Here is an 18,819-nt window from a genome sequence, read left to right on the forward strand (position 1 = left end):
AACTCGCGGGGGAGCGCCGTGTCCGACGACTATGACGAAAGGCAGATGTTCTTCGAAAGGCGCACTGATAAGACGATTATCAGCAAGCGCTTTCCCAGCGCCCCCTCGGGACAGATGCTCCGCATCGCTACGCACATTGTGCAGGGCGATTCCGGCCTCGCGTTCGCGCAGGTGAAGGACGAGGTTGTCCTGCGGCAGACGCCGTCTGGACGATACGAAATAAAGGCGACCTTTGTCGAGGACGACAGGTCGGTAAGAACGCTGACGATTCAGAAGTACAGCAAGCGAACCGGCCCGATTGAAAAGCAGTCCTTCTCATTTGTCGGATCGGAAATCGCCACACTCTTGAATTTCGTGGCAGGCCTGAAGACGGTGCCATTCGATGATGGATCGAAGGTGCATCTTCCCGATGACATATTGCGCGACATCATTCTTGATCAAGGGCAGGCTCGACGCATCTTCGCCAAGAATTCGGAGGTATTCTTGCAACTTGCTCAGCAGGAAGACCTGACACGGGACTTGGTGGCCATCGGATACAGACGCAAGCAACTTCGTTACTTCGAGAGACTGCTAAGAGATCGGGAATTTTTTGCTGCCGAGCAAGATCGGCTCGATTGCAAGCCCGAGGCTTTGTGGCAACAGTTTTTCGAGGCCAACACCTGGATATTTGGGTACGGCCTATCCTACCAGTTCGCTTCGAAACTCGATGAAGGCAAGCTTGAGCGAATTGTGAGGGGACGAGACTTAACCGGACCTGGCAAGCGAGCAGACGCGCTGATGAAAACGCGCGGCATCGTGAGTTCTCTCTGCTTTGTTGAGATTAAGCGGAACGACACGCCGCTGCTTGGACCGAGTGAGTACCGCTCCGGAGCATGGCCGCCTTCATCCGAATTGGTGGGCGGCGTGGCTCAGACTCAAATGACCGTTCATGCAGCTGTGGAGGCAATCGGTCACAAGTTATCGCTCGAAGACGAGTTGGGCGATCCAACGGGAGAAATTGTTTTCAGCATCGAGCCGCGATCTTGCCTCGTTGTTGGCAGTCTCGATGAGTTCAAGACCGAGAACGGCGTGAACATCTCCAAATTTCGTTCGTTTGAGCTTTATCGCAAGAATACTTGGCGACCGGAGATACTGACTTTTGACGAACTGTTGCAGCGCGCTCGCTTTATCGTCGAACACGAGCCGGCGGACAAAGAAGCTGATGGCTAGTGGGCGTCTGATTGTGGAACGGATTTGCAGCGTGATCCATTCGCGTTGTTCCGAGCGCTGTGCTGATTTTGACCCGCGTGGTCCGCTCATTCCCCCGTCGTCAGCAACCAGTGTCCAATTTGTCTCTCGCGTATCTCGCGGCAGTCATGTAGTGGTTGGACTAGTGGCCCCCAAAAGTGCCACACAAAGACAGATCGCCGGATCGAAAACGTCAATAAAATCAATTTGAAGCAGGGTTGCGGCCTAAGTTCAATCCTGTCTGGCAGCACCATTTTTCCCCATTGAAGCGAGCCCTCCACTTGGCAGCCCCATTTGGCAGCGAGCCCGCAACACCCACGGATGCGATCGTGATCACACGTTCCCTGCCCTATGAAGGACTGCTCCACGAAATCGTCGAGCATAATGGCGTGCTCTATCTCGGCGGCATCGTCCCTGAAAATGCGGGGCTCGATATGGCGGGCCAGGCCGACGATGTGCTGCGCCAGTTGAAGACTCTGCTCGATGGGGCCGGCTCCGATCTCTCCTGCGTTCTGCAGGTGACGATCTTTATGGCTGATCTCGCCGACAAGGCGGCGTTCAATCAGGTGTGGAAGCGCAATTTCACCGCGGACCACCTGCCGGCACGTGCGGCCGTTGGCGTTGCGGATCTCGGCCCGGGCGTCAAGCTGGAGCTGACGGCGATCGCCGCCCGCCGCTGATCTACACGGGCGAGGCGAGAGCGCTCGGTCATTCCAGTGTTCGCACATCAAGCAACGTTCTCGCGGCGCGAAGCGTCCGAGTTTTGCTGTATTCCTTGACCCTCTTCCTTGAAGAGGGCGCAGGGAAGACCGGGTGCCGGCTGGCACCCATGACCCGCTGCGCGAAGAATTTGCACACGCAAATGCGCAGGCGGACAACAGGTGGGCCGGAAAACACCCGGCCTTCCCTGCGCGATGGGTTGACGGCTTATGCCTGCTCTCCCCGGAGCCGAGTTCCTTCTGGCCTCCGTCACCTCGCGAAAACCGACGCACCGCGTCCGGTTGGCCGATGCATCTTCGCGAAAGCTTGGCTGTAGCAACGACAGCCAGGACCACATGGTTTAGCCGTACGCGACCGCCCGGCTTCGCCCAAGGGGCTTCGCCGGACACTGCGCCGTTCGTCACACGGAGACGGACCTCACGAGGTTCACCCGCCCTGGTCCCGCCTTCCCGTGCCCGACGCAGCCGCGTCCACCGCACCCCAGCCCACGTTCGTTGCGACGTACGATCGCCCCTCTCCATCGGGCCGGGATGGCGGGAATATGCCGCGAATCCGAATTTCGGTAAAGTGGAATATTTTTGCGAGGAGGGGTTGACGGGGTCTGGGGTGTTTTGCCCGACGGGTCGCGATTGGGCGCGCTGGTAAGGTTAATCCTTCCTTTCGATTGTCGGTAAAGTTTTATCTATTATCGTGTTTGCCGTGGATGACGAACCAGAGGCTTGGATAGTGTTTGCGTGTTGCCTGATCGTGACTGGGATTGCGTTGCTTCTCTCCGGCATCGTTGCCTTCGGCTTTCATAGAAACTCGCTGCACGCGATGGCGTTGCTGTAACCGGATCAGGGCGCCCGGCTCGCAGGATGGGTGTCGACTTGTCCGCCGTGGCTCAATGAGCGAAGGCGGAAGCGAAACCCATCAAGTCCTTTCGAGGCGGTGACGAAACATGATGGGTTTCGCAAGGGCTCTACCCATCCTACGCACTACGCACTATCAATTGTCGTTACCCGCAGCACGCCTCGCAAACCGATCATCTGCCCGACGCAGCCGTCGACACAGTTCGCGGTTGATGTTCTGCAGCACGATCACATAGGCGTGGATGTCGGCCTTGTAGCAAGCGTAGAGATTTTGGGCGGTCAGCTCGTACAGCACCGTCGGTGCCTCCGCGACAACCGTTGCCGAGCGGTTTTGCATTTCGATCAGCGTCATCTCACCGAAGAAGTCGCCGCGCTCCAGCACGGAAATCGGGATGACGCTCCCCGCATTCGTCCGTTTGCTCACCGCGAGCCGGCCGGATTTGACGATGAACAGCGAGCGGCCCGGCTCGCCCTCCGCCACGACGGTTGCGCCCGCGTCGAAGCGGCGCTCGACCAGCATCGACATCAGCAGGTCGAGACCTGGCTCCGGAAGGCCGCCGAAGAACGGCGTCGCGAGCAGGAACGCTTCCAGATCGGGGGCCGTGACAACCATTGCGCTAGGATACGCCCCACCGCTATCTGCGGCAAGCAGAGCGGCGTGTTCCGTCATTGCGAGTGTAGCGAAGCAATCCAGAATCGGTCCGCAGCGACAGTCTGGATTGCTTGGTCGCATCGGCGCAAAATTGCTTCGCAATTTTGTCGCGAGCTCCTCGCAATGCCTCGCAAATCCGCCGCTCACTGCCGCGCAGCGCTCTCCCCGCGCAGTTCCCTTCGCTTTCGCCACACCTGCAGGTCGATCATGGCTTTGATCGTCGCCGCGAGGACGGCCGCGCAAAGCACGGCCTTCGAGATCGTCTCCATCGTTCCCTCGATCAGGAGGCAGTGGACCACGCTGCCCGCGACGATGACGAACGCGAGGGGAATATGAATGATGCGCCAGGTGCGCGGTCGCAGCTCCAACCGCCGGCGCAGGGACGCCAGCAGCGCAACGATGAAGATGGCCCACATCGCGGTCACGCCGAAGGGCGAGAATGGCGTCGGCGATGAGAAGGTCAGCGCGTCGATCATGTCGGGCGGACTGGTGATCCAGAGGCCGGCGACGTGGATCAGCACCGCGAAGGCCAGTGCGCCGCCGATCCAGTGATGGGCACGCCGTCCGCGATAGGCCGACAGTGGAGGCAGATATCCGCCGATCAGCAGAGGCTGAACCAGCACGAGACCGAGCGCGATGATCCCGGCGAAGCCGGCGAGGATGTAGACCGGACCGCGCCATGCGAGCTGCTCGCTTGTCGCAGCGGCAGCGATCGGCACGCCGATGGCCAGGGCGAGGGCAACCCAGATCAGGATCGCCCGGGCCGATCTCCACCCCGTCATTCGCTGGCCCGATCAGGCCGGCTGCAGGACGAAGTGCGCCTCGAGGCTGGTTTCCTTGGCGCTGCGCATCACCGGCCGCAGAAAGACGGTTTTGAATTCGCCGCTGTCATAGGCGAGGTGACCATGCGGCTGGCCGAAGATCGGAATGATCTGCGGCATCTCGAGCCGGAACTTGCCGTCCTTGTCGGTGAGCGTGGCGCCGTGGCTCTGCGGCTCGTGCTCCTGGCCTTCGGTCGTGTGCGCCCAGATCTGGATACGCTGCCCCGCGAGCGGAGCGCCGTCGCCGGCGCGGCGCACGGTGCCGCTCATCCAGAAACCACCCTTGCCGATCCGATCCACGATCGCCGCACCCTTGCGGTAGTTGTTGGCGCCGCCCGACATCGTTTCCGTCGGCGCGAGGGCGTCGGCGCGAGCGGGCAACAGCAGGCCAGGCACGCCGGCTGCGAAAACCCCGCTCGCCAGGACGGAGCCGCCCGCGACCAGCAGGTTGCGGCGATTGAGTACGACCATGGTCATGTCGGTTCCTCCGGGCGAGCAGTGCAGTGGCACCAGTGAGACTACAGCAACTGACGCCCGACGCCCAGTTACGACGAAGGGCGTCCCGGGTCGCAATAACGCTGTTGTGAAAGCAGATAGAGCCGCGTCAGAAGTTCGCCTTGACGTACTTCTCGCCGATATTGAGGGCGTCCAGCAGCGACTTCCTGTCGTCGTGTCCGGTCTGGTAACCCTTGACGATCGCGTCCCCGCGTTCTTTCGGGGTGCCGTGATGTTTCGGGTGCTTGAGCATGTTGTCGCCCGCGTTGAATTGCGTCAGGGCGATCACGGCGGCGTTGAAGCTCGATTGCTGCAATTTGCGAACGCCTGCAAAATAACCGGCAAGAAAATCCGCATGCAGCTCCACCCGTTTGACGGTGGGCTGCCCATCGAGGAGAATTTCGTCCACCCCCACCTTCCACTGCAGGACATGTCCAAACTCGTGGGCGCAGATGCCGGCGACCGCGGCATCTCCCGCCTCGGGATCTGCCATCAATTGCTTCAGGAGCCGTTGGCCGAACAGCACTGTGCCATCGGTCCCGGCCACGCGCTTCTCCCGCAACGCAAAGGCATTCGGCGAGTCATGGTCGTCGAAATAGGCGAAGCTGGGCGTGACGTTCAGACAATCGGAAATCCGGACCAGCGTCTCCGCCAGCGCCCGGTCGAAATCCTTGTCGCCCGACTTCGGTATCGATGGCATCTCGCGCACGTTGCCGCCATCCTGCTTGTCGCCGAGAATGTTGCTGGCTTCGCTCGCGGTCAGACTGCAGCCATAGGACGGATTGTGGCGAGCGTCGGCGGCCCTTGCACCAATGCCGCCGAAAAGAAGAAGGCCACAGCCCGCGATGCAACATCGTCGTGTCAGCATCTGCATGTCTCCCTAGCAGAGATTTGGAAACCGCTTACAAGCCTCGGAGGTGCCGCTGGTCTGGGGCGGGGGATTCGCCGGAGGATTTGGCACGCTTCCGGGAGTCGGAGCCGCGGTTTGCGGAAGCGGCACGGGCTGGGCCGGCAGTTGCTGGGGCGTGGAGCCGATGTTGAAGTTCGCGTATTCGATCCGGTTGGTATAGAGGCTGATGCCCAGCAGCCAGGTCGACACCCCCTGCTGATGCTGCGCGACCATCGAATAGACCGGTCCCGCCGGGAGCTGAGTTTGCCCGCTCAGGACGACATTGGTCACCTGCCCGAGCTGAACCAGCGGCATGTAGACGTCGCTGTTGTTGGTCTGCATGGCGATGGTCTGCCAGAGCTGGGGACCGTACCAGGTTGGATTCGGCGTGCCCGTCTGCAATTGCTGGATGACGGCCGTCAGGATTTGCCGGGGATCCGCCTGCGCCGACGCCGTCCGCGTCACCGGCACCTGAAGCAGGCAGGCCAGCACCACCGCGATCAAGAACCGAATCGATCCCTTCAACATCATCTGCATTCCCCTGACACTCACGCTGCGAAGCCAAAGCCGCCAAATGCTCGATGCCCACCGGCACCTCGATCGGTCAGTCAGCCGATCACCTGTTGATCTGTCCGGTCGAGCTCCTGATATCCGGCACCGTCGGCGGCACGACGATCGGCCGCTCCGGGACTGAACGATCGACATCAGGGGCAATCCTGAACGTACTCGACCCGCCGCCCGTACCGGTTCCCGACCCAATGTCGGAGCATTGGATCCTGCACGCCATCTTGCTTCGGTCGCAGTTGCAGCCTTCGGCGATCCGGCTGGACAGCTCAGCGCGGGGCAGCGGAAGCGCGATCAGCGCCAGGCTGGCCAGCATCAGTGTCTTGCGTGTGCTCATCCTTCACTCCACAGGCCTCAATCGAACGCTCTTGAAACCGACCACGACCGGGCGCGGCAGCAGCGTATCCGGCAACAGCACGTTCGACGTCGCGCGGCGCTCGAAGGCGATCGCCCCGCCGGGCGCTTCGTTCGGGCCGGCCTGCGGCGTCGGAGCGGGGGGCTGCGGCTTGCCGTCGCCGCTTGCGCCTGCAGCCGCCGGGGCCGCCTCCGCTGCGGCCGCCGGCAATACAGCCTGCCGATTCACCCCCACGTTCCCCCGCGTACTGCCATCCTCGCCCATGCTGGTTTGAATCGAGCGTGCCAGGAACACGCGGCTGACGAGCGCGAGTTCCACCGAGAAGCGCGGCCGCTCGACGCCCGTCTTCCGATCTTTCACCTTGTCGTCGATCCTCTTGCCGATCAGGATCGAAAGCTGCTTGCGCAATCCTTGCTGCGAGCAGAACCCTTTCGTTGCGTCGTCTTCGCAGAAGTCGAGCAGCCGAAGCTCCGCCGGCACCGCCGGAACGCCATAGGTCTCGGTGGCGGAAAACCTGACCTCGACCGTCTCGGTCGAGCTGGCGTCGGCGCCGAACCCGCCGCTCAACAGCTGGGACATCGCGCTGGCGCTGCCGCTGCCGCTGGCCCGCTTCACATTGGTGATGGTGAAGCGCGGAAACAGCACGAGCGGAAGGGTGGTCCGGGTCGCGGGCGGCTTGAACAGCGATTCGGTGGAGTTCGCTTGCGGCCAGATCTGTCCGTCATGCTCAGGCCGCACGTTCGTGGCAGGAAACTGATAGACCGCCCGATAGGCCTCCTCGATTTCCGGCGTCAAATCGAGATGCAGCAATTTGATCGAGCGCCCCGCGAACGGCTCGTCCGTCGCCGAATCGCTGACCGCATCGTCGGAGATCATCGCAAAGACATCGCCGACCTGGATGTCCTCGACGGGTGGATAGACCGGCTCGAAGCCGAGCTTCTGGATCGCCTCGTTCCATTGCTTTGCGACCGAAAGCTTGGGCTGCTCGCCGGTCCCGGCCCAACGCACCAAAGCGAATATCGCGGCGGCCGCAACGATGAAGCCCGCCACTACGATCCAGGTCCTTGACCCCTTCTTCGCCGGGGCAGGCGCTTCGTCAGCCGGGGGAGTCACTTCGCCGGGAGGACCACCCATGATCCAACTCTCTATTCCGTTATGCGGCGCAGCCTGCGGCTGGAACGCCTTGCCAATACATTTTCAGCGAGCCCAGCCTTGCTGGTGCTCGCTCACGACGGCCGCTCCATCGACAATCAATCGCGTCTCGGGATGCCGCTTCGTTCGCAAAAACAGGCCTTCAAACAATACGCGTCACTAAACATGAAACCCGTGCTGGTTGCCACTGGCAATTCGCACAATTCCGGAATTGGCGATGCTGCCGCGCGGCTGGGCGCCGGGTCGTCATGACGCACACAGCGATGCCCTGCCAGGGCGCACCGGCGCTGATGCCAGGGACGCTTTCCCCGCGCCTGAAAACATCAGCTATTTCAATACGATCCATATCCATCCATGCCGGGCCGACATGGTCGGTCATTGCGCGGCGGCGCTAACATTCCGATCGACGGGCACTACATGTGAAAGCCCAATGCGCATCCCCTCACCGGTACCCTCCCCATGATCCCCTTCTCCGTGCTCGACCTCGCACCGATCCGCCAAGGCGGCAACGCCGCGCAGGCGTTCCGCAATTCGCTCGATCTCGCCCGGCATGCGGAGGGCTGGGGCTTCAAGCGGTTCTGGCTCGCCGAGCATCACAACATGACGGGCATCGCGAGCGCGGCGACGTCGGTGGTGATCGGGCATATCGCGGGCGGAACGAAGACGATCCGCGTCGGCTCCGGCGGGATCATGCTGCCGAACCATTCGCCGCTGGTCATCGCCGAGCAGTTCGGCACGCTGGAATCGCTCTATCCCGGGCGGATCGATCTCGGGCTCGGGCGGGCGCCGGGCACCGACCAGTTCACCGCGCGGGCGATGCGGCGCGACCTCGCGACGGCATCGGAGAATTTTCCGCATGACGTGCTGGAATTGCAGGCGCTGCTTGGCGATGTGCAGCCGAACCAGGCGATCCGCGCCGTGCCCGGCATGGGAACGAAGGTGCCGCTCTGGATTTTGGGATCGAGCACGTTTGGCGCGCAGCTTGCCGCAATGCTCGGGCTGCCGTTCGCCTTCGCCTCGCATTTCGCGCCGCAGATGATGATGCCGGCGCTGCGCGAATATCGCGCGCGCTTCGAGCCGTCGGCGCAGCTCGACAAGCCCTATGCGATGGTCGGCGTCAACGTGTTCGCGGCCGATAGCGACGCGGAGGCGCAGCGGATGTTTTCCTCGCTGCAGCAGCAATTCATCAATTTGCGCCGCGGCACGCCCGGCCCGCTGCCGCCGCCGGTGGACGACATGGATGCGCTGTGGTCGCCGGGGGAGAAGGCCATGGTCGGCCAATCGCTGTCCTGCTCCGCGGTCGGCTCGCCTGATGTGGTCGAGCAGAAGCTGAAGGCGCTGCTCGCCGAGACCGGCGCGGACGAACTGATCACCACGGGGCAGATCTACGACCACGCCGCGCGGCTGCGCTCGTTCGAGATCGCGGCGGCGGTGCGGGATCGGCTGGCGCAACAGCCGGCGGTGTGAGCGCGATCGAGCGCCCCGCCAGAAGTGCGCCCTCTCCCGCAGGCGGGAGAGGGCGCGCACCGCGTTTGTGGCGACAACTCGAATTCTAATCCGGAAAGCCGAACAGCTTTGCCGGATTGTGGACGAGAATCTTCTCCAGCTCCGTCTGGTCGGGCGCGTAGCGGTACATCAGCTCGAGCAGATCGGCGTCGTTGGGCGGCTGCTTCACGGAGACCGGGTGCGGCCAGTCGCTGGCCCAGACGCAGCGGTCGACGGCGGCCTCGATATAGGCGCGCGCGATCGGGATCACGTCGTCGTAAGGAGCGCCGGCTTTCGAGGTCTTCTCGCCGAGTGACAGCATGACCCAGAAATTGCCCTTCTCGAGCAGCTCCAGCATCTTGCGCAAATTCGGATCGTTCCTGCCGGCCTCGGGATCAGGGCGCGCCATGTGATCGATCAGCACGGGGACGTCGAGATTCTCGTATTTGGCGACGCTCGACATGATGCCGTCCTTCTCCGGCTGGATCTTGACGTACCAGCCGAGCTCGCGAATGCGGGCAATGGCGCGGGCGAAATCGGCATCCGAGAGCACGGCGCCGAGCTCCTGGCGGAAGCTGAAGCGCGCGCCGCGCACGCCGGCGTCATGCAGCCTGGCGAGATAGGCGTCGTTCGCCTCCGCGAACACCAGCGCGTTGGCGCAGCCGCGATAGTTCGGACCCATCGCTTTGAGCCCGTCGAGCACGACGGCGTGGTCGGCGCCGTAGGTCGTGGTCTGCACGATGATGCCGCGCTCGATGCCGAGCGTCTTGTGCACGCGCAGCGCAGCCTCCCAGGTCGCAGTCGGCATCCGATAGGCCGCACCGGGGCGCTCCGGATATTTGTCGATGGGCCCCAGCACATGAAACTGGCTGTCGACGGTCTTTGGCGGCGGAGCCTTGACCGGGCGGCGCGGATTGGGATCGAACGGCAAATAGGTCGGCATGCGATGCTCCTTCAGTCGATCACGGCGGTGAAGTCGCACTGCACCAGCGCGCCGCCGTCCATATTGTCCATCGGCAGCGCGTGACGTGCCGGGCGGGAATGCTCGTCCGGAAACATCTTGAGCCATTCGACATTGACGGGACCGCGCTGCGTGCGGTCCTTCAGCCACACCGTCATCTTGATGATGTCGTCGGTGCTGCCGCCGGCGGCTTCCACGATCGCCTTCATATGCGCGAACATGTTGGCGCATTGGGCATCCAGGCTCTCGGGCATCGCGTTGGTCGCGGGATCGCGGCCGAGGATGACGCCGGACATCACGAGATTGCCGATGCGGCAGGCGTTCGGAATCGGATTGACGTGCTTGAAGCCGCCGATGTGGACGCTCTTGCGCCGTGTGTGACCACTCATGGTGCGCTTCCTCTTTGTTATTGCTTCAGACGAACTGGCACGACACCGAGCCGAACGGACCGTAATCGGCATGAAAGGTGTCGCCGCGGCGGATGTCGACGGGGCGCGTGAACGAGCCCGCCAGCACGACTTCGCCGGCCTTGAGATGCTCGTCATGCGGCGCGAGGCGGTTGGCGAGCCAGGCGATGCCGTTGGCGGGGTGATTGAGCACGCCGGCGGCAAGCCCGGTTTCCTCGACCTCGCCGTTGCGGAACAAGAGCGCGCCGATCCAGCGCAGATCCGCATCGAGCGGGCGGAACGGCCGGCCGCCGAGCACCAGCGCCGCATTCGCCGCGTTGTCGGAGATGGTGTCCATGACCTTTCGCGTCTTGCCGGTCTCGGGGTCGACGCGGTGCATGCGCGTTTCAAGAATCTCCAGCGCGGGCGTGACGTAGTCGGTGGCGTTGAGCACGTCGAAGATGGTGCAGTCGGGCCCGCGCAGCGGCGCCTTCAGCACGAAGGCGAGCTCGACCTCGATCCGCGGCGCGTGGAAGCGATCGAACGGAATCGGCGTGGCGTCGGCATAGAACATGTCGGCGAACAGCACGCCGTAATCCGGCTCGCTGATGCCGACCGCATTCTGCATCGCCTTCGAGGTCAGGCCGATCTTGTGGCCCTTGATGACCCGGCCGCGGCCGAGCTGCAGCTTGGTCCAGCTGCGCTGGACGGCGTAGGCATCCTCGATGGCGAAATCGGGATAGTCCTTCGTGAACATCGGGATCAGCGTCTTGGTGCGCTCGGCTTCATCCAGGCGCGCGGCAAGCCGTTCGATCGTGGCGGCATCGAGCATGGTCTACTGCTCCGCCGCGACGGTGTTGCGCAGCATGCCGATGCGGCTGGACTCGACCTCGACGACGTCGCCAGCCTTCAGCCAGCGCGGCGGATCGAAGCGAACACCCGCCCCCGTCGGCGTGCCGGTCACGATCATGTCGCCGGGCTTCAGCGTCGCGAAGGTCGAGAGATAGGAGATCAGATAATCGAACGGGAACATCAGCCGCTCGGTGGTGTCCTGCTGCCGCACCTCGCCATTGACGCGCGTGGTGATGTCATGCGGGCCGCGCGGGTCGAGCTCGTCCGACGTGACGATCCACGGGCCGATGCTGCCGGAGCGATCGAAATTCTTGCCTTGCGTGACGTTGAACTTGCCGTGCCGCAGCCAGTCGCGAATCGTGCCCTCGTTGCACAGCGTCATGCCGAAGATGTGCCCCCACGCCTTCTCGCGCGGAATGTGACGGCCGCCCTGCCCGATCACGATGACGAGCTCGCCTTCATAGTCGAGCTGATCCGAAACCTTGGGCTTCTCGAGCGGCTGACCGGAGCCCGTCATCGACGACATGCTGCGCACGAACAGGCTGGGATATTTTGGCAGGTCCGAATTGTCCTTGTACTCGGCGTTGCGCTCGGCGTAGTTGACGCCGATGCACCAGAGCTTTTCCGGCGCCAGCACGGGCGGCAGCAGGACGAGATCGTCGAGCGCATAGTCCGGCGTCGCGCCCGCGATCGCTTCCTGCGCATCGGACAGCGCGTTGGCCGCGATCAGCGCCTTCACGTCGGAGAAGTCGCGGCCGATCCGCCTGGTCAGATCGATCACGCCGTCAGCGACGGCCGCGCCGTAGCGCGGCTCTCCGTCCACGAGATAGCTCAGGAGTCGCATGGTCGTTCTCCAATTTGTGTCGGGCAGCGCGGCTGGCGGCGCGCTCAGTCTTTCGATTTGGGCGTCTGAAATACGGTGTTCAGCGTCACGATCTCGCCGAGGCGGGCGTAACGGGGACCGCCGATGCGCGCGATCGGGTCGAGCGCCTTGGTCTCGACCTTGCCGTCGTTCACGAGGCCGTCGCGCAAATGGAACATCACGACCTCACCGACGATCAGCCGGCTCTTGGCCTCGCCGAACTCGAGGCACTGGCGGAAGCGGCATTCCATCGCGACCGGCGCGGCGGCAAGCCGCGGCACCTTGATGCGCTCGCTCGGAATCGTTTCCAGGCCGAGATGCTCGACCTCACTGATTTCAGGCGGATGCTCGACCGATGAGTCGTGCACCGCCGACATCAGCGGCGTATCGGCGATGTGGATGACGTATTCCTCGGTGTCGAGGATGTTGTGCGCGGTGTCCTTGTAGTCGGCGCCCTTGCGGCCGACGCTGATGGCGAGCATCGGCGGCTTCTGCGAGACGAAGGTGAAGGCGCTGAACGGCGCGAGGTTGAGCACGCCCGTGGCTGACCGACTGGTCACCCAGGCGATCGGACGCGGCACCACGATGCCGGTCATCAGGCGGTAGATGCGCTCGGCGCCGAGCTCGGTGGGATCGATCCGCATCGATCAATCCGCCCTGATGTTGGCCTTGCGCACCACCGGAATCCACTTGGCGTCCTCGCGCTCGAGGTAGGCCTTGAACTCGTCCGGCGTCATCGGCGTGGCTTCGCCGCCGAGCTTTTCGAATTTGTCGACTACGGCAGGATCCTTCAGGATCGCAACCAGCGTCTCGTGCAGCTTGTCGATGACGGGCGCCGGCGTGCCCGCGGGCGCGAACAGGCCCGTAAACGTCTGGCCATCGAAATCCTTGTAGCCGAGCTCGGCGAAGGTCGACACGTCGGGCAGCGATTTCAGCCGGTGCGGGCTGGTGACGGCGAGCGCGCGAAACAGGCCGGCCTTGATGTGCTGGAGGCTGACCGTGAGCTGGTCGAACGCGAACTGCACCTGGCCGCCGAGCAGATCGTTGATCGCCGGCGCATTGCCGCGATAATGCGCGGTGACCCATTGCAGCTCGAGGTTCGACTGCATCAGCTCGCTGAGCAGATGGTTGGTGGTGCCGGGGCCGGGCGAGGCCATGGTCAACTTGCCGGGCTCGCGTTTGGCGAGATCGAGGAATTCCTTCAGCGTCGTCGCCTGCACCGACGGATGCACCTCGAGCACCAGCGGGGTCATCGAGATGGTCGAGATCGGCATGAAGTCCTTTTTCCAATTATAGGCTTCGCGCTTGTTGATCTCGGTTGCGAACAGCACCGGGCCGTTGGCGCCGACGAACAGCGTGTAGCCGTCGGGCGCGGATTTCGCGAACGCCTCGCCCGCGATCATGCCGCCGGCGCCGGCCTTGTTCTCGATGATGAAGGGCTGGCCGAGCTTTTCCTGAAGCTTGTCGGCGACGATGCGCGCGGCGCTGTCGACATTGCCGCCGGCCGGATAAGGCACGATCAGCTTGACGCTGCGGGCCGGCCATTGCTGGCCCGACGCGGGCCCTGCCAGCATCGCGGTGGCGGCAGCTATGGCAATCCAGATTAATCTCATGTTAACCTCCCGGCAGCGCTTCCAATTCCATGTCGCGTGCGGCGATGCGCGCGGCAGCTCGATCGGGGCGCAATCTCCAGATGCGCGCTTGTCCTGTCGAGTGAATTGTGGCGTTCTTGTCCATATTATGGACAAGACGCGAATCGCCCGCAACGCGATATCACCGCGGCAGGGCGCGCAGGCGATCCGGCGCGCCCTCGCCGTGCTACGCATTCTTGCCGCGGGTCGCGAGGACGGTGTGCCATTGGCCGAGGTGATCCGGGCGACCGGTCTCACCCGTCCGACCGTGCATCGCATCATCCATGTGCTGATCGAGGAAGGCATCGTCGAGCGACACGAGCGGACCGGCCGCTACGCGATCGGCAACGAGGTGCCGGAGCTGGCGCTGGCACGGCCGCGGCCGTCGCGGCTGCTGATCGCCGCCAATCCATCGCTGCAACGTGCTTCCACCGAAATCGGCGACACGATGTTCCTGACGGTGCGCACCGGCAACGACACGCTGTGCGTCGATCGCAGGATCGGAATCTATCCGATCCAGGTGCTGTCGATCGAGGTCGGCGCGCGCCGGCCGCTCGGCGTCTCCAGTGCCGGCGTCGCCATCCTCGCCGCGATGCCGGCGCCGGAGGCGCGAAAGATCGTCGCAGCGAACGAGAAGCGGTTCGAGGCTTACAAGACCGATGTGGCGACGGTCCTCGGCGAGGTCACCGCCGCGCGACGGCTCGGATACGGCCTGAGGGAAATCGGCCTCGTGCAGGGCACGAAATCGATCTCGACCTGGATCAAGACCCCGGATGGGCGACCGGCCGCCGCCATCACCGTTTCCGCCGTTCGAACGAGGCTCGGCCCCCGCCGCGAGCAGGAGGTCGCGGAGATCTTGTTACGGGAGGCGCGGAGTATCGAGCAGGCGATCGGTGGGTAATCACAACCAGCGCTCAGGCGGTGGTCCTTCGCCTCTCCCCGCTTGCGGGGAGAGGCCGGAATTCGAGCGAAGCTTGAATTCCGGGTGAGGGGGAGTCTCCGCGAATCCGATTGCCACCGAGATCGCGGATGGAGCCCCTCACCCCAACCCTCTCCCCGTAAGAACGGGGCGAGGGAGCGCACCGGCGATGCGGACAGAGCTCGCCTCAATCATGTCACCGCTGCGCGTCATCACACGGCGCTGTCAATGGGCTGACTTCGCGCGCATTTTTATGGCACAACGCCCCCTCCGCCGACCGACCAACGAGGCCCCCGCATGCCCGCGCCAAAACCGCCTGCCTTCGAGACCCTGAGCCTGCATGCGGGCCAGCATCCGGATCCCGTGACCGGAGCCCGCGCGGTCCCGATCTACCAGACCACGTCCTACGTGTTCCAGGATTCCGACCACGCCGCCGCACTGTTCAATCTGGAGCGTGCCGGCCACATCTATACGCGCATCTCCAATCCGACCACGGGCGTGCTGGAGGAGCGGCTGGCGGCGCTGGAGGGCGGCGTCGGCGCGATCTGCACTGCGAGCGGCATGGCCGCGCTGCATCTGGCGATCGCGACGCTGCTGAGCGCCGGCGATCACATCGTGGCGTCGAGCTCGCTCTATGGCGGCACCATCAACCTGCTGGCACACACGCTGCCGCGCTTCGGCATCACCACCACTTTCGTGAAACCGCGCGATCTCGATGCGTTCCGCGCGGCGATCAGGCCCAGCACCAAGCTCGTGATCGGCGAGACCATCGGCAATCCCGGGCTGGAAGTGCTCGACCTTCCCAAGGTCGCTCAGATCGCCCATGACGCAAAAATTCCGCTGCTGATCGACAACACCTTTGCCACGCCCTATCTCAGCCGGCCCATCGAGCTCGGGGCCGACATCGTCATGCATTCGGCGACCAAATGGATCGGCGGCCACGGCATCGCGATCGGCGGCGCCATCGTCGACGGCGGCCGCTTCGACTGGCGCGCATCGGGCAAGTTCGGCGTGCTGACCGAGCCCTATGGCGGCTATCACGGCATCGTCTTCGACGAGCAGTTCGGCACGGCGGCCTTCATCATGCGTGCGCGCACCGAAGGCTTGCGCGATTTCGGAGCCTGCCTGTCGCCGACCAACGCGTTCCAGCTTCTGCAGGGCGTCGAGACGCTGGGCGTGCGCATGGACCGTCACATGCAGAACACGCACCTCGTGCTGGAAGCCCTGAAGTCCAACAAGGCCGTCGACTGGGTGCTGCATCCCTCGCTGGAGACGCACACGGACTATCAGCTCGCCAAGCAACTGCTGCCGCGCGGTGCCGGCTCGATCATCTCCTTCGGCATCAAGGGCGGGCGGCCCGCGGGCCGCAAGTTCATCGAATCGCTGCGCATGATCAGCCATCTCGCCAATGTCGGCGACGCCAAGACGCTGGTGATCCACCCGGCCTCGACCACCCATCAGCAGATGGACGCCGAACAGCTCAAGGCGGCCGGCATCGGGGAGGAGCTGGTGCGGCTCTCGGTCGGCATCGAGACCGCTGGCGACATCATCGACGATCTCGCGCAGGCGCTGCGCATCTCGCAGAAGGTCTGACACCATGAAGCTCTCCGTCAACGGCCTTGATGTGTTCACCGCAACCGGCGGCCGCGACTTCGACAAGTCCCTGCCCGCGGTCGTCTTCATCCACGGCGCCGGCTTCGACCATTCGACCTGGGCGCTGCACACGCGCTGGTTCGCCCATCACGGTTTTTCCGTGCTGGCGCCTGATATGCCCGGCCACGGCCGCTCTAGCGGGCCTTCGCTCGGCAGCATCGCCGAGATGGCCGACTGGACCGCGGCGCTGCTCGATGCGGCGGGAGCTGCGAAGGCGCATCTGATCGGCCATTCCATGGGATCGCTGATCTCGCTGGAGACGGCGGCCCGTCACCCCGACAAGGTTTCCGCGCTGAGCCTGATCGGCACCGCCGCGACCATGACGGTCGGCCCGGATTTGTTGAAGGCCGCCGAGGCCAACTCGCAGGACGCCAACGACATGGTCTCGATCTGGGGCCTCGGATTCAACGCCGAGCTCGGCGGCAGTCTCGCGCCGGGCCTGTGGATGCATGGCGGCGCGCAGGCGGTGCTGAAGTCTTGCGAGCCGGGCGTGCTGTTCAGGGATCTGTCGGCCTGCAATGCCTATGCGAATGCGCTCGCCGCGGCCGCGAGCGTGAAGGTGCCGACGACATTGATTCTCGGCGAACGCGACATGATGACCCCGGCGAAGGCGGGCAAGGCGCTAGCGGCCGCCATCCCGCATGCGAAGACCGTCGTTGTGCCGGGCGCCGGCCACATGATCATGGCCGAGCGCCCGGATGAATTGCTGGCGGCGCTGAGGGGCTGAGAGTTCAGCCGCAAGAACTTCCACGGCGTCATGGCCGGGCTTGTCCCGGCCATCCACGATCTTTCTTGCAACACAAAGAACGTGGATGCCCGGGACAAGCCCGGGCATGACGCCGTCGCGTTATCTCAGGACCCCGGCGTCCACTTCCAGACGATGTCGGAGACGTTGACCGGCTTCGGGATCAGGCCGAGCTTCGCAAAACGGTCGGCGACGGCCTGCTGGGTCTTGATCACCTCGGCGTCGAGCGGCACCACGCTGTAAGTCGATCGATTGACGAAGCGGCGGACGGCCTCGATGTCGACGCCGGTCGCCTCGGACTGCGCCTTCGCGACCTCCTCGTGATGTGAGTTCGCCCAGGCGCCTTCCGAGGCGAAGGTGGTGTTGAGCCGGGCGACCAGCGACGGATGTTTTTCGACGAAATCCGTGTTGGCGATGTAATAGGCGTTCGGCTTGTGCACGTCCTTGTCGAACGCGATCACCCGCGCGCCCTCCTTCAGTTCGGCGAGCGCCAGATAAGGATCCCAGATCGACCAGGCGTCGACCGAGCCCTTGACGAAGGCCGCGGTCGCATCAGCCGGCGCGAGCGGCGCCGGCGTGATATCGGACCAGGACAGCCCGGCCCTTTCGAGCGATGCGACCAGCAGATTGTGCGCGCTCGATCCCTTGCCGAAGGCGACGCGCTTGCCCTTGAGGTCGGCGAGCGTCTTGATCGGTGAATCCTTCGGCACGATGATCGCCTGATTGTCGCCTTCGGACTTCACAGCCGCGACGTAGCGGATCCTGGCGCCGCCCGCTTGCGCGAAAATCGGCGGCGTATCGCCGACGAAGCCGAAATCGACGCTACCGACATTGATGGCCTCCAGCAGCGGCGGACCGAACTGGAAGTCGACCCATTTGACCTCGATGCCGAGCGGCCTGAAGGCGTTTTCGAGTGTCTGACGCTGGCGCACGGCCGGGAAGAAGCCACCCTTCTGCGTGCCGATCCGGATTTCCGCGGGCTTGTCCTCGGCGTGCGCGGACACATTGAATGCGGTCGCGACGAGCAGCGCTGCGGTCAGAAAATGGCGTCGTGCAATCATGTTGCGTTCCTTTGCGTTGGATTCAGTTGGCGAAGAACGGAGAATTCGCGCGCCGGCTCCGCTCGGAGAGCACCGCGCGGGCCGCGCGCTCGGCCTCTCGCGCCGAGCGGAACTGACGGCCTTCGAGACTGTCGAACAGGCGCTCGGAGGAGAAGAAGCGGAAGCCGCGGGCATCCCTCGTGACGATGCCGGCGGCACGGTCGTGGATCTCGATGATGTAGGCGTTGGACTGAGCCTGAGACATGACTGCTCGTTCGCCGGAATTCCGGCGCTCCTGACTTGCAAATTTGCGGTGTGGATATTGCTAGGACGAGGTCAGCAACAACAACAGGCGCCCGTCGCCGCCGAGAAACAGCGCCGCGTCATGCACGCATGCATGTCATTGGAAGTGCGCTGGCGATCGGTTCTCATGGTGCGGCGTGGACTCGAGGAGCAGTTTCGATGCTGCAAATATCCAGCGATTGCCGCGATTGGTCAATGAAATGGCTATCCATATTTGCGGGCCGCGCGCGGGGGTGCTTCTCCCACAGGATGCGCT

Annotated in this window: 22 protein-coding genes; 7 read left to right on the forward strand and 15 right to left on the reverse strand. The window is 63.9% G+C overall.

The genetic code is table 11. The features are described from left to right. Positions 1 to 18: 18 nt before the first annotated feature. Both CIT37_RS37855 and CIT37_RS37860 read left to right on the forward strand, forming a co-directional pair. On the forward strand, positions 19 to 1,209 hold the full coding sequence (locus CIT37_RS37855; RefSeq protein WP_225004618.1) for a Shedu immune nuclease family protein: 1,191 nt from the start codon (positions 19 to 21) through the stop codon (positions 1,207 to 1,209). Positions 1,210 to 1,556: 347 nt separating this feature from the next. Beyond that, a complete protein-coding gene (locus CIT37_RS37860) occupies positions 1,557 to 1,907 on the forward strand; it encodes a RidA family protein (protein ID WP_028140745.1) in 351 nt (116 codons plus the stop codon). A gap of 1,027 nt (positions 1,908 to 2,934) precedes the next feature. Here CIT37_RS37860 and CIT37_RS37865 read toward each other — a convergent pair. The 7 genes from CIT37_RS37865 to CIT37_RS37895 all read right to left on the reverse strand — a co-directional run bounded on the left by CIT37_RS37865 (position 2,935) and on the right by CIT37_RS37895 (position 7,708). Next, the gene (locus CIT37_RS37865) at positions 2,935 to 3,411 is read right to left on the reverse strand and encodes a cyclic nucleotide-binding domain-containing protein (RefSeq protein WP_095426820.1); all 477 of its coding nucleotides are present in this window, start codon (positions 3,409 to 3,411) and stop codon (positions 2,935 to 2,937) included. Between the two features lie 182 nt (positions 3,412 to 3,593). Next, complete coding sequence (locus CIT37_RS37870; protein WP_095426819.1) at positions 3,594 to 4,232, reverse strand: ferric reductase-like transmembrane domain-containing protein; 639 nt, start codon at positions 4,230 to 4,232, stop codon at positions 3,594 to 3,596. 12 nt (positions 4,233 to 4,244) lie between these two features. Then, positions 4,245 to 4,748: a peptidase associated/transthyretin-like domain-containing protein gene (locus CIT37_RS37875; protein ID WP_095426818.1), complete on the reverse strand. Its 504-nt coding sequence runs from the start codon at positions 4,746 to 4,748 to the stop codon at positions 4,245 to 4,247. Between the two features lie 127 nt (positions 4,749 to 4,875). Beyond that, on the reverse strand, positions 4,876 to 5,634 hold the full coding sequence (locus tag CIT37_RS37880; RefSeq protein WP_152036301.1) for a M48 family metalloprotease: 759 nt from the start codon (positions 5,632 to 5,634) through the stop codon (positions 4,876 to 4,878). A gap of 12 nt (positions 5,635 to 5,646) precedes the next feature. Next, positions 5,647 to 6,186 (reverse strand): hypothetical protein, encoded by a 540-nt coding sequence (locus tag CIT37_RS37885; RefSeq protein WP_334262532.1) that lies wholly within the window; start codon positions 6,184 to 6,186, stop codon positions 5,647 to 5,649. Positions 6,187 to 6,271: 85 nt separating this feature from the next. Next, on the reverse strand, positions 6,272 to 6,556 hold the full coding sequence (locus tag CIT37_RS37890) for a hypothetical protein (protein WP_095426815.1): 285 nt from the start codon (positions 6,554 to 6,556) through the stop codon (positions 6,272 to 6,274). Between the two features lie 3 nt (positions 6,557 to 6,559). Continuing rightward, positions 6,560 to 7,708, reverse strand: coding sequence for a hypothetical protein (locus tag CIT37_RS37895; protein WP_152036303.1), 1,149 nt, complete (start codon positions 7,706 to 7,708; stop codon positions 6,560 to 6,562). A gap of 78 nt (positions 7,709 to 7,786) precedes the next feature. On the opposite strand from CIT37_RS37895, the gene CIT37_RS37900 reads away from it, so the two are divergent. Further along, positions 7,787 to 7,978, forward strand: coding sequence for a hypothetical protein (locus CIT37_RS37900; protein WP_109866570.1), 192 nt, complete (start codon positions 7,787 to 7,789; stop codon positions 7,976 to 7,978). A gap of 207 nt (positions 7,979 to 8,185) precedes the next feature. Further along, on the forward strand, positions 8,186 to 9,193 hold the full coding sequence (locus CIT37_RS37905; protein ID WP_095426813.1) for an LLM class flavin-dependent oxidoreductase: 1,008 nt from the start codon (positions 8,186 to 8,188) through the stop codon (positions 9,191 to 9,193). Between the two features lie 85 nt (positions 9,194 to 9,278). On the opposite strand, the gene CIT37_RS37910 is transcribed toward CIT37_RS37905, so the two are convergent. Genes CIT37_RS37910 through CIT37_RS37935 form a run of 6 tightly spaced genes read right to left on the reverse strand, consistent with a single transcriptional unit; the run spans position 9,279 to position 13,885 of the window. Continuing rightward, positions 9,279 to 10,154 (reverse strand): amidohydrolase family protein, encoded by an 876-nt coding sequence (locus CIT37_RS37910; RefSeq protein ID WP_095426812.1) that lies wholly within the window; start codon positions 10,152 to 10,154, stop codon positions 9,279 to 9,281. An 11-nt stretch (positions 10,155 to 10,165) separates the two neighbouring features. After that, on the reverse strand, positions 10,166 to 10,561 hold the full coding sequence (locus tag CIT37_RS37915) for a RidA family protein (RefSeq protein WP_095426811.1): 396 nt from the start codon (positions 10,559 to 10,561) through the stop codon (positions 10,166 to 10,168). Between the two features lie 25 nt (positions 10,562 to 10,586). Continuing rightward, complete coding sequence (hpaH, locus tag CIT37_RS37920; protein ID WP_095426810.1) at positions 10,587 to 11,390, reverse strand: 2-oxo-hept-4-ene-1,7-dioate hydratase; 804 nt, start codon at positions 11,388 to 11,390, stop codon at positions 10,587 to 10,589. A gap of 3 nt (positions 11,391 to 11,393) precedes the next feature. Further along, positions 11,394 to 12,254, reverse strand: a complete 861-nt coding sequence (locus CIT37_RS37925) for a fumarylacetoacetate hydrolase family protein (RefSeq protein WP_095426809.1) — start codon at positions 12,252 to 12,254, stop codon at positions 11,394 to 11,396. Positions 12,255 to 12,298: 44 nt separating this feature from the next. After that, positions 12,299 to 12,916 (reverse strand): flavin reductase family protein, encoded by a 618-nt coding sequence (locus CIT37_RS37930; RefSeq protein WP_095426808.1) that lies wholly within the window; start codon positions 12,914 to 12,916, stop codon positions 12,299 to 12,301. 3 nt (positions 12,917 to 12,919) lie between these two features. Continuing rightward, entirely contained in the window at positions 12,920 to 13,885 is a 966-nt protein-coding gene (locus tag CIT37_RS37935) for a Bug family tripartite tricarboxylate transporter substrate binding protein (protein WP_095426807.1), read from the reverse strand. 127 nt (positions 13,886 to 14,012) lie between these two features. Here CIT37_RS37935 and CIT37_RS37940 point away from each other — a divergent pair, with 127 nt between their 5' ends. The 3 genes from CIT37_RS37940 (at position 14,013) to CIT37_RS37950 (ending at position 17,202) form a co-directional block, all read left to right on the forward strand. Further along, positions 14,013 to 14,804 (forward strand): IclR family transcriptional regulator, encoded by a 792-nt coding sequence (locus CIT37_RS37940; protein ID WP_161966282.1) that lies wholly within the window; start codon positions 14,013 to 14,015, stop codon positions 14,802 to 14,804. A gap of 315 nt (positions 14,805 to 15,119) precedes the next feature. Next, positions 15,120 to 16,415 carry an O-acetylhomoserine aminocarboxypropyltransferase gene (locus CIT37_RS37945; protein WP_095426805.1) on the forward strand — a complete coding sequence of 432 codons (1,296 nt, stop codon included), beginning with the start codon at positions 15,120 to 15,122 and terminating at the stop codon, positions 16,413 to 16,415. Between the two features lie 4 nt (positions 16,416 to 16,419). Next, a complete protein-coding gene (locus CIT37_RS37950) occupies positions 16,420 to 17,202 on the forward strand; it encodes an alpha/beta fold hydrolase (RefSeq protein WP_095426804.1) in 783 nt (260 codons plus the stop codon). A 125-nt stretch (positions 17,203 to 17,327) separates the two neighbouring features. Here the strand turns inward: CIT37_RS37950 and CIT37_RS37955 are convergent, their stop codons facing one another. Then, the gene (locus CIT37_RS37955) at positions 17,328 to 18,281 is read right to left on the reverse strand and encodes a sulfonate ABC transporter substrate-binding protein (RefSeq protein WP_095426803.1); all 954 of its coding nucleotides are present in this window, start codon (positions 18,279 to 18,281) and stop codon (positions 17,328 to 17,330) included. A gap of 22 nt (positions 18,282 to 18,303) precedes the next feature. Beyond that, a complete protein-coding gene (locus tag CIT37_RS37960) occupies positions 18,304 to 18,525 on the reverse strand; it encodes a hypothetical protein (RefSeq protein ID WP_028140760.1) in 222 nt (73 codons plus the stop codon). Between the last annotated feature and the right edge of the window lie 294 nt (positions 18,526 to 18,819).

The sequence above is a fragment of the Bradyrhizobium ottawaense genome (genome assembly GCF_002278135.3).
Classification (GTDB): Bacteria; Pseudomonadota; Alphaproteobacteria; order Rhizobiales; family Xanthobacteraceae; genus Bradyrhizobium; species Bradyrhizobium ottawaense.

Coding starts and splice junctions, on each gene's coding strand:
- CIT37_RS37905 (WP_095426813.1), top strand. CDS start 8,186: ATGATCCCCTTCTCCGTGCTCGACCTCGCACCGATCCGCCAAGGCGGC.
- CIT37_RS37870 (WP_095426819.1), bottom strand. CDS start 4,232: ATGACGGGGTGGAGATCGGCCCGGGCGATCCTGATCTGGGTTGCCCTC.
- CIT37_RS37865 (WP_095426820.1), bottom strand. CDS start 3,411: ATGGTTGTCACGGCCCCCGATCTGGAAGCGTTCCTGCTCGCGACGCCG.
- CIT37_RS37890 (WP_095426815.1), bottom strand. CDS start 6,556: ATGAGCACACGCAAGACACTGATGCTGGCCAGCCTGGCGCTGATCGCG.
- hpaH (WP_095426810.1), bottom strand. CDS start 11,390: ATGCTCGATGCCGCCACGATCGAACGGCTTGCCGCGCGCCTGGATGAA.
- CIT37_RS37960 (WP_028140760.1), bottom strand. CDS start 18,525: ATGTCTCAGGCTCAGTCCAACGCCTACATCATCGAGATCCACGACCGT.
- CIT37_RS37880 (WP_152036301.1), bottom strand. CDS start 5,634: ATGCTGACACGACGATGTTGCATCGCGGGCTGTGGCCTTCTTCTTTTC.
- CIT37_RS37925 (WP_095426809.1), bottom strand. CDS start 12,254: ATGCGACTCCTGAGCTATCTCGTGGACGGAGAGCCGCGCTACGGCGCG.
- CIT37_RS37910 (WP_095426812.1), bottom strand. CDS start 10,154: ATGCCGACCTATTTGCCGTTCGATCCCAATCCGCGCCGCCCGGTCAAG.
- CIT37_RS37940 (WP_161966282.1), top strand. CDS start 14,013: ATGGACAAGACGCGAATCGCCCGCAACGCGATATCACCGCGGCAGGGC.
- CIT37_RS37930 (WP_095426808.1), bottom strand. CDS start 12,916: ATGCGGATCGATCCCACCGAGCTCGGCGCCGAGCGCATCTACCGCCTG.
- CIT37_RS37895 (WP_152036303.1), bottom strand. CDS start 7,708: ATGGGTGGTCCTCCCGGCGAAGTGACTCCCCCGGCTGACGAAGCGCCT.
- CIT37_RS37915 (WP_095426811.1), bottom strand. CDS start 10,561: ATGAGTGGTCACACACGGCGCAAGAGCGTCCACATCGGCGGCTTCAAG.
- CIT37_RS37945 (WP_095426805.1), top strand. CDS start 15,120: ATGCCCGCGCCAAAACCGCCTGCCTTCGAGACCCTGAGCCTGCATGCG.
- CIT37_RS37935 (WP_095426807.1), bottom strand. CDS start 13,885: ATGAGATTAATCTGGATTGCCATAGCTGCCGCCACCGCGATGCTGGCA.
- CIT37_RS37950 (WP_095426804.1), top strand. CDS start 16,420: ATGAAGCTCTCCGTCAACGGCCTTGATGTGTTCACCGCAACCGGCGGC.
- CIT37_RS37885 (WP_334262532.1), bottom strand. CDS start 6,186: ATGATGTTGAAGGGATCGATTCGGTTCTTGATCGCGGTGGTGCTGGCC.
- CIT37_RS37955 (WP_095426803.1), bottom strand. CDS start 18,281: ATGATTGCACGACGCCATTTTCTGACCGCAGCGCTGCTCGTCGCGACC.
- CIT37_RS37875 (WP_095426818.1), bottom strand. CDS start 4,748: ATGACCATGGTCGTACTCAATCGCCGCAACCTGCTGGTCGCGGGCGGC.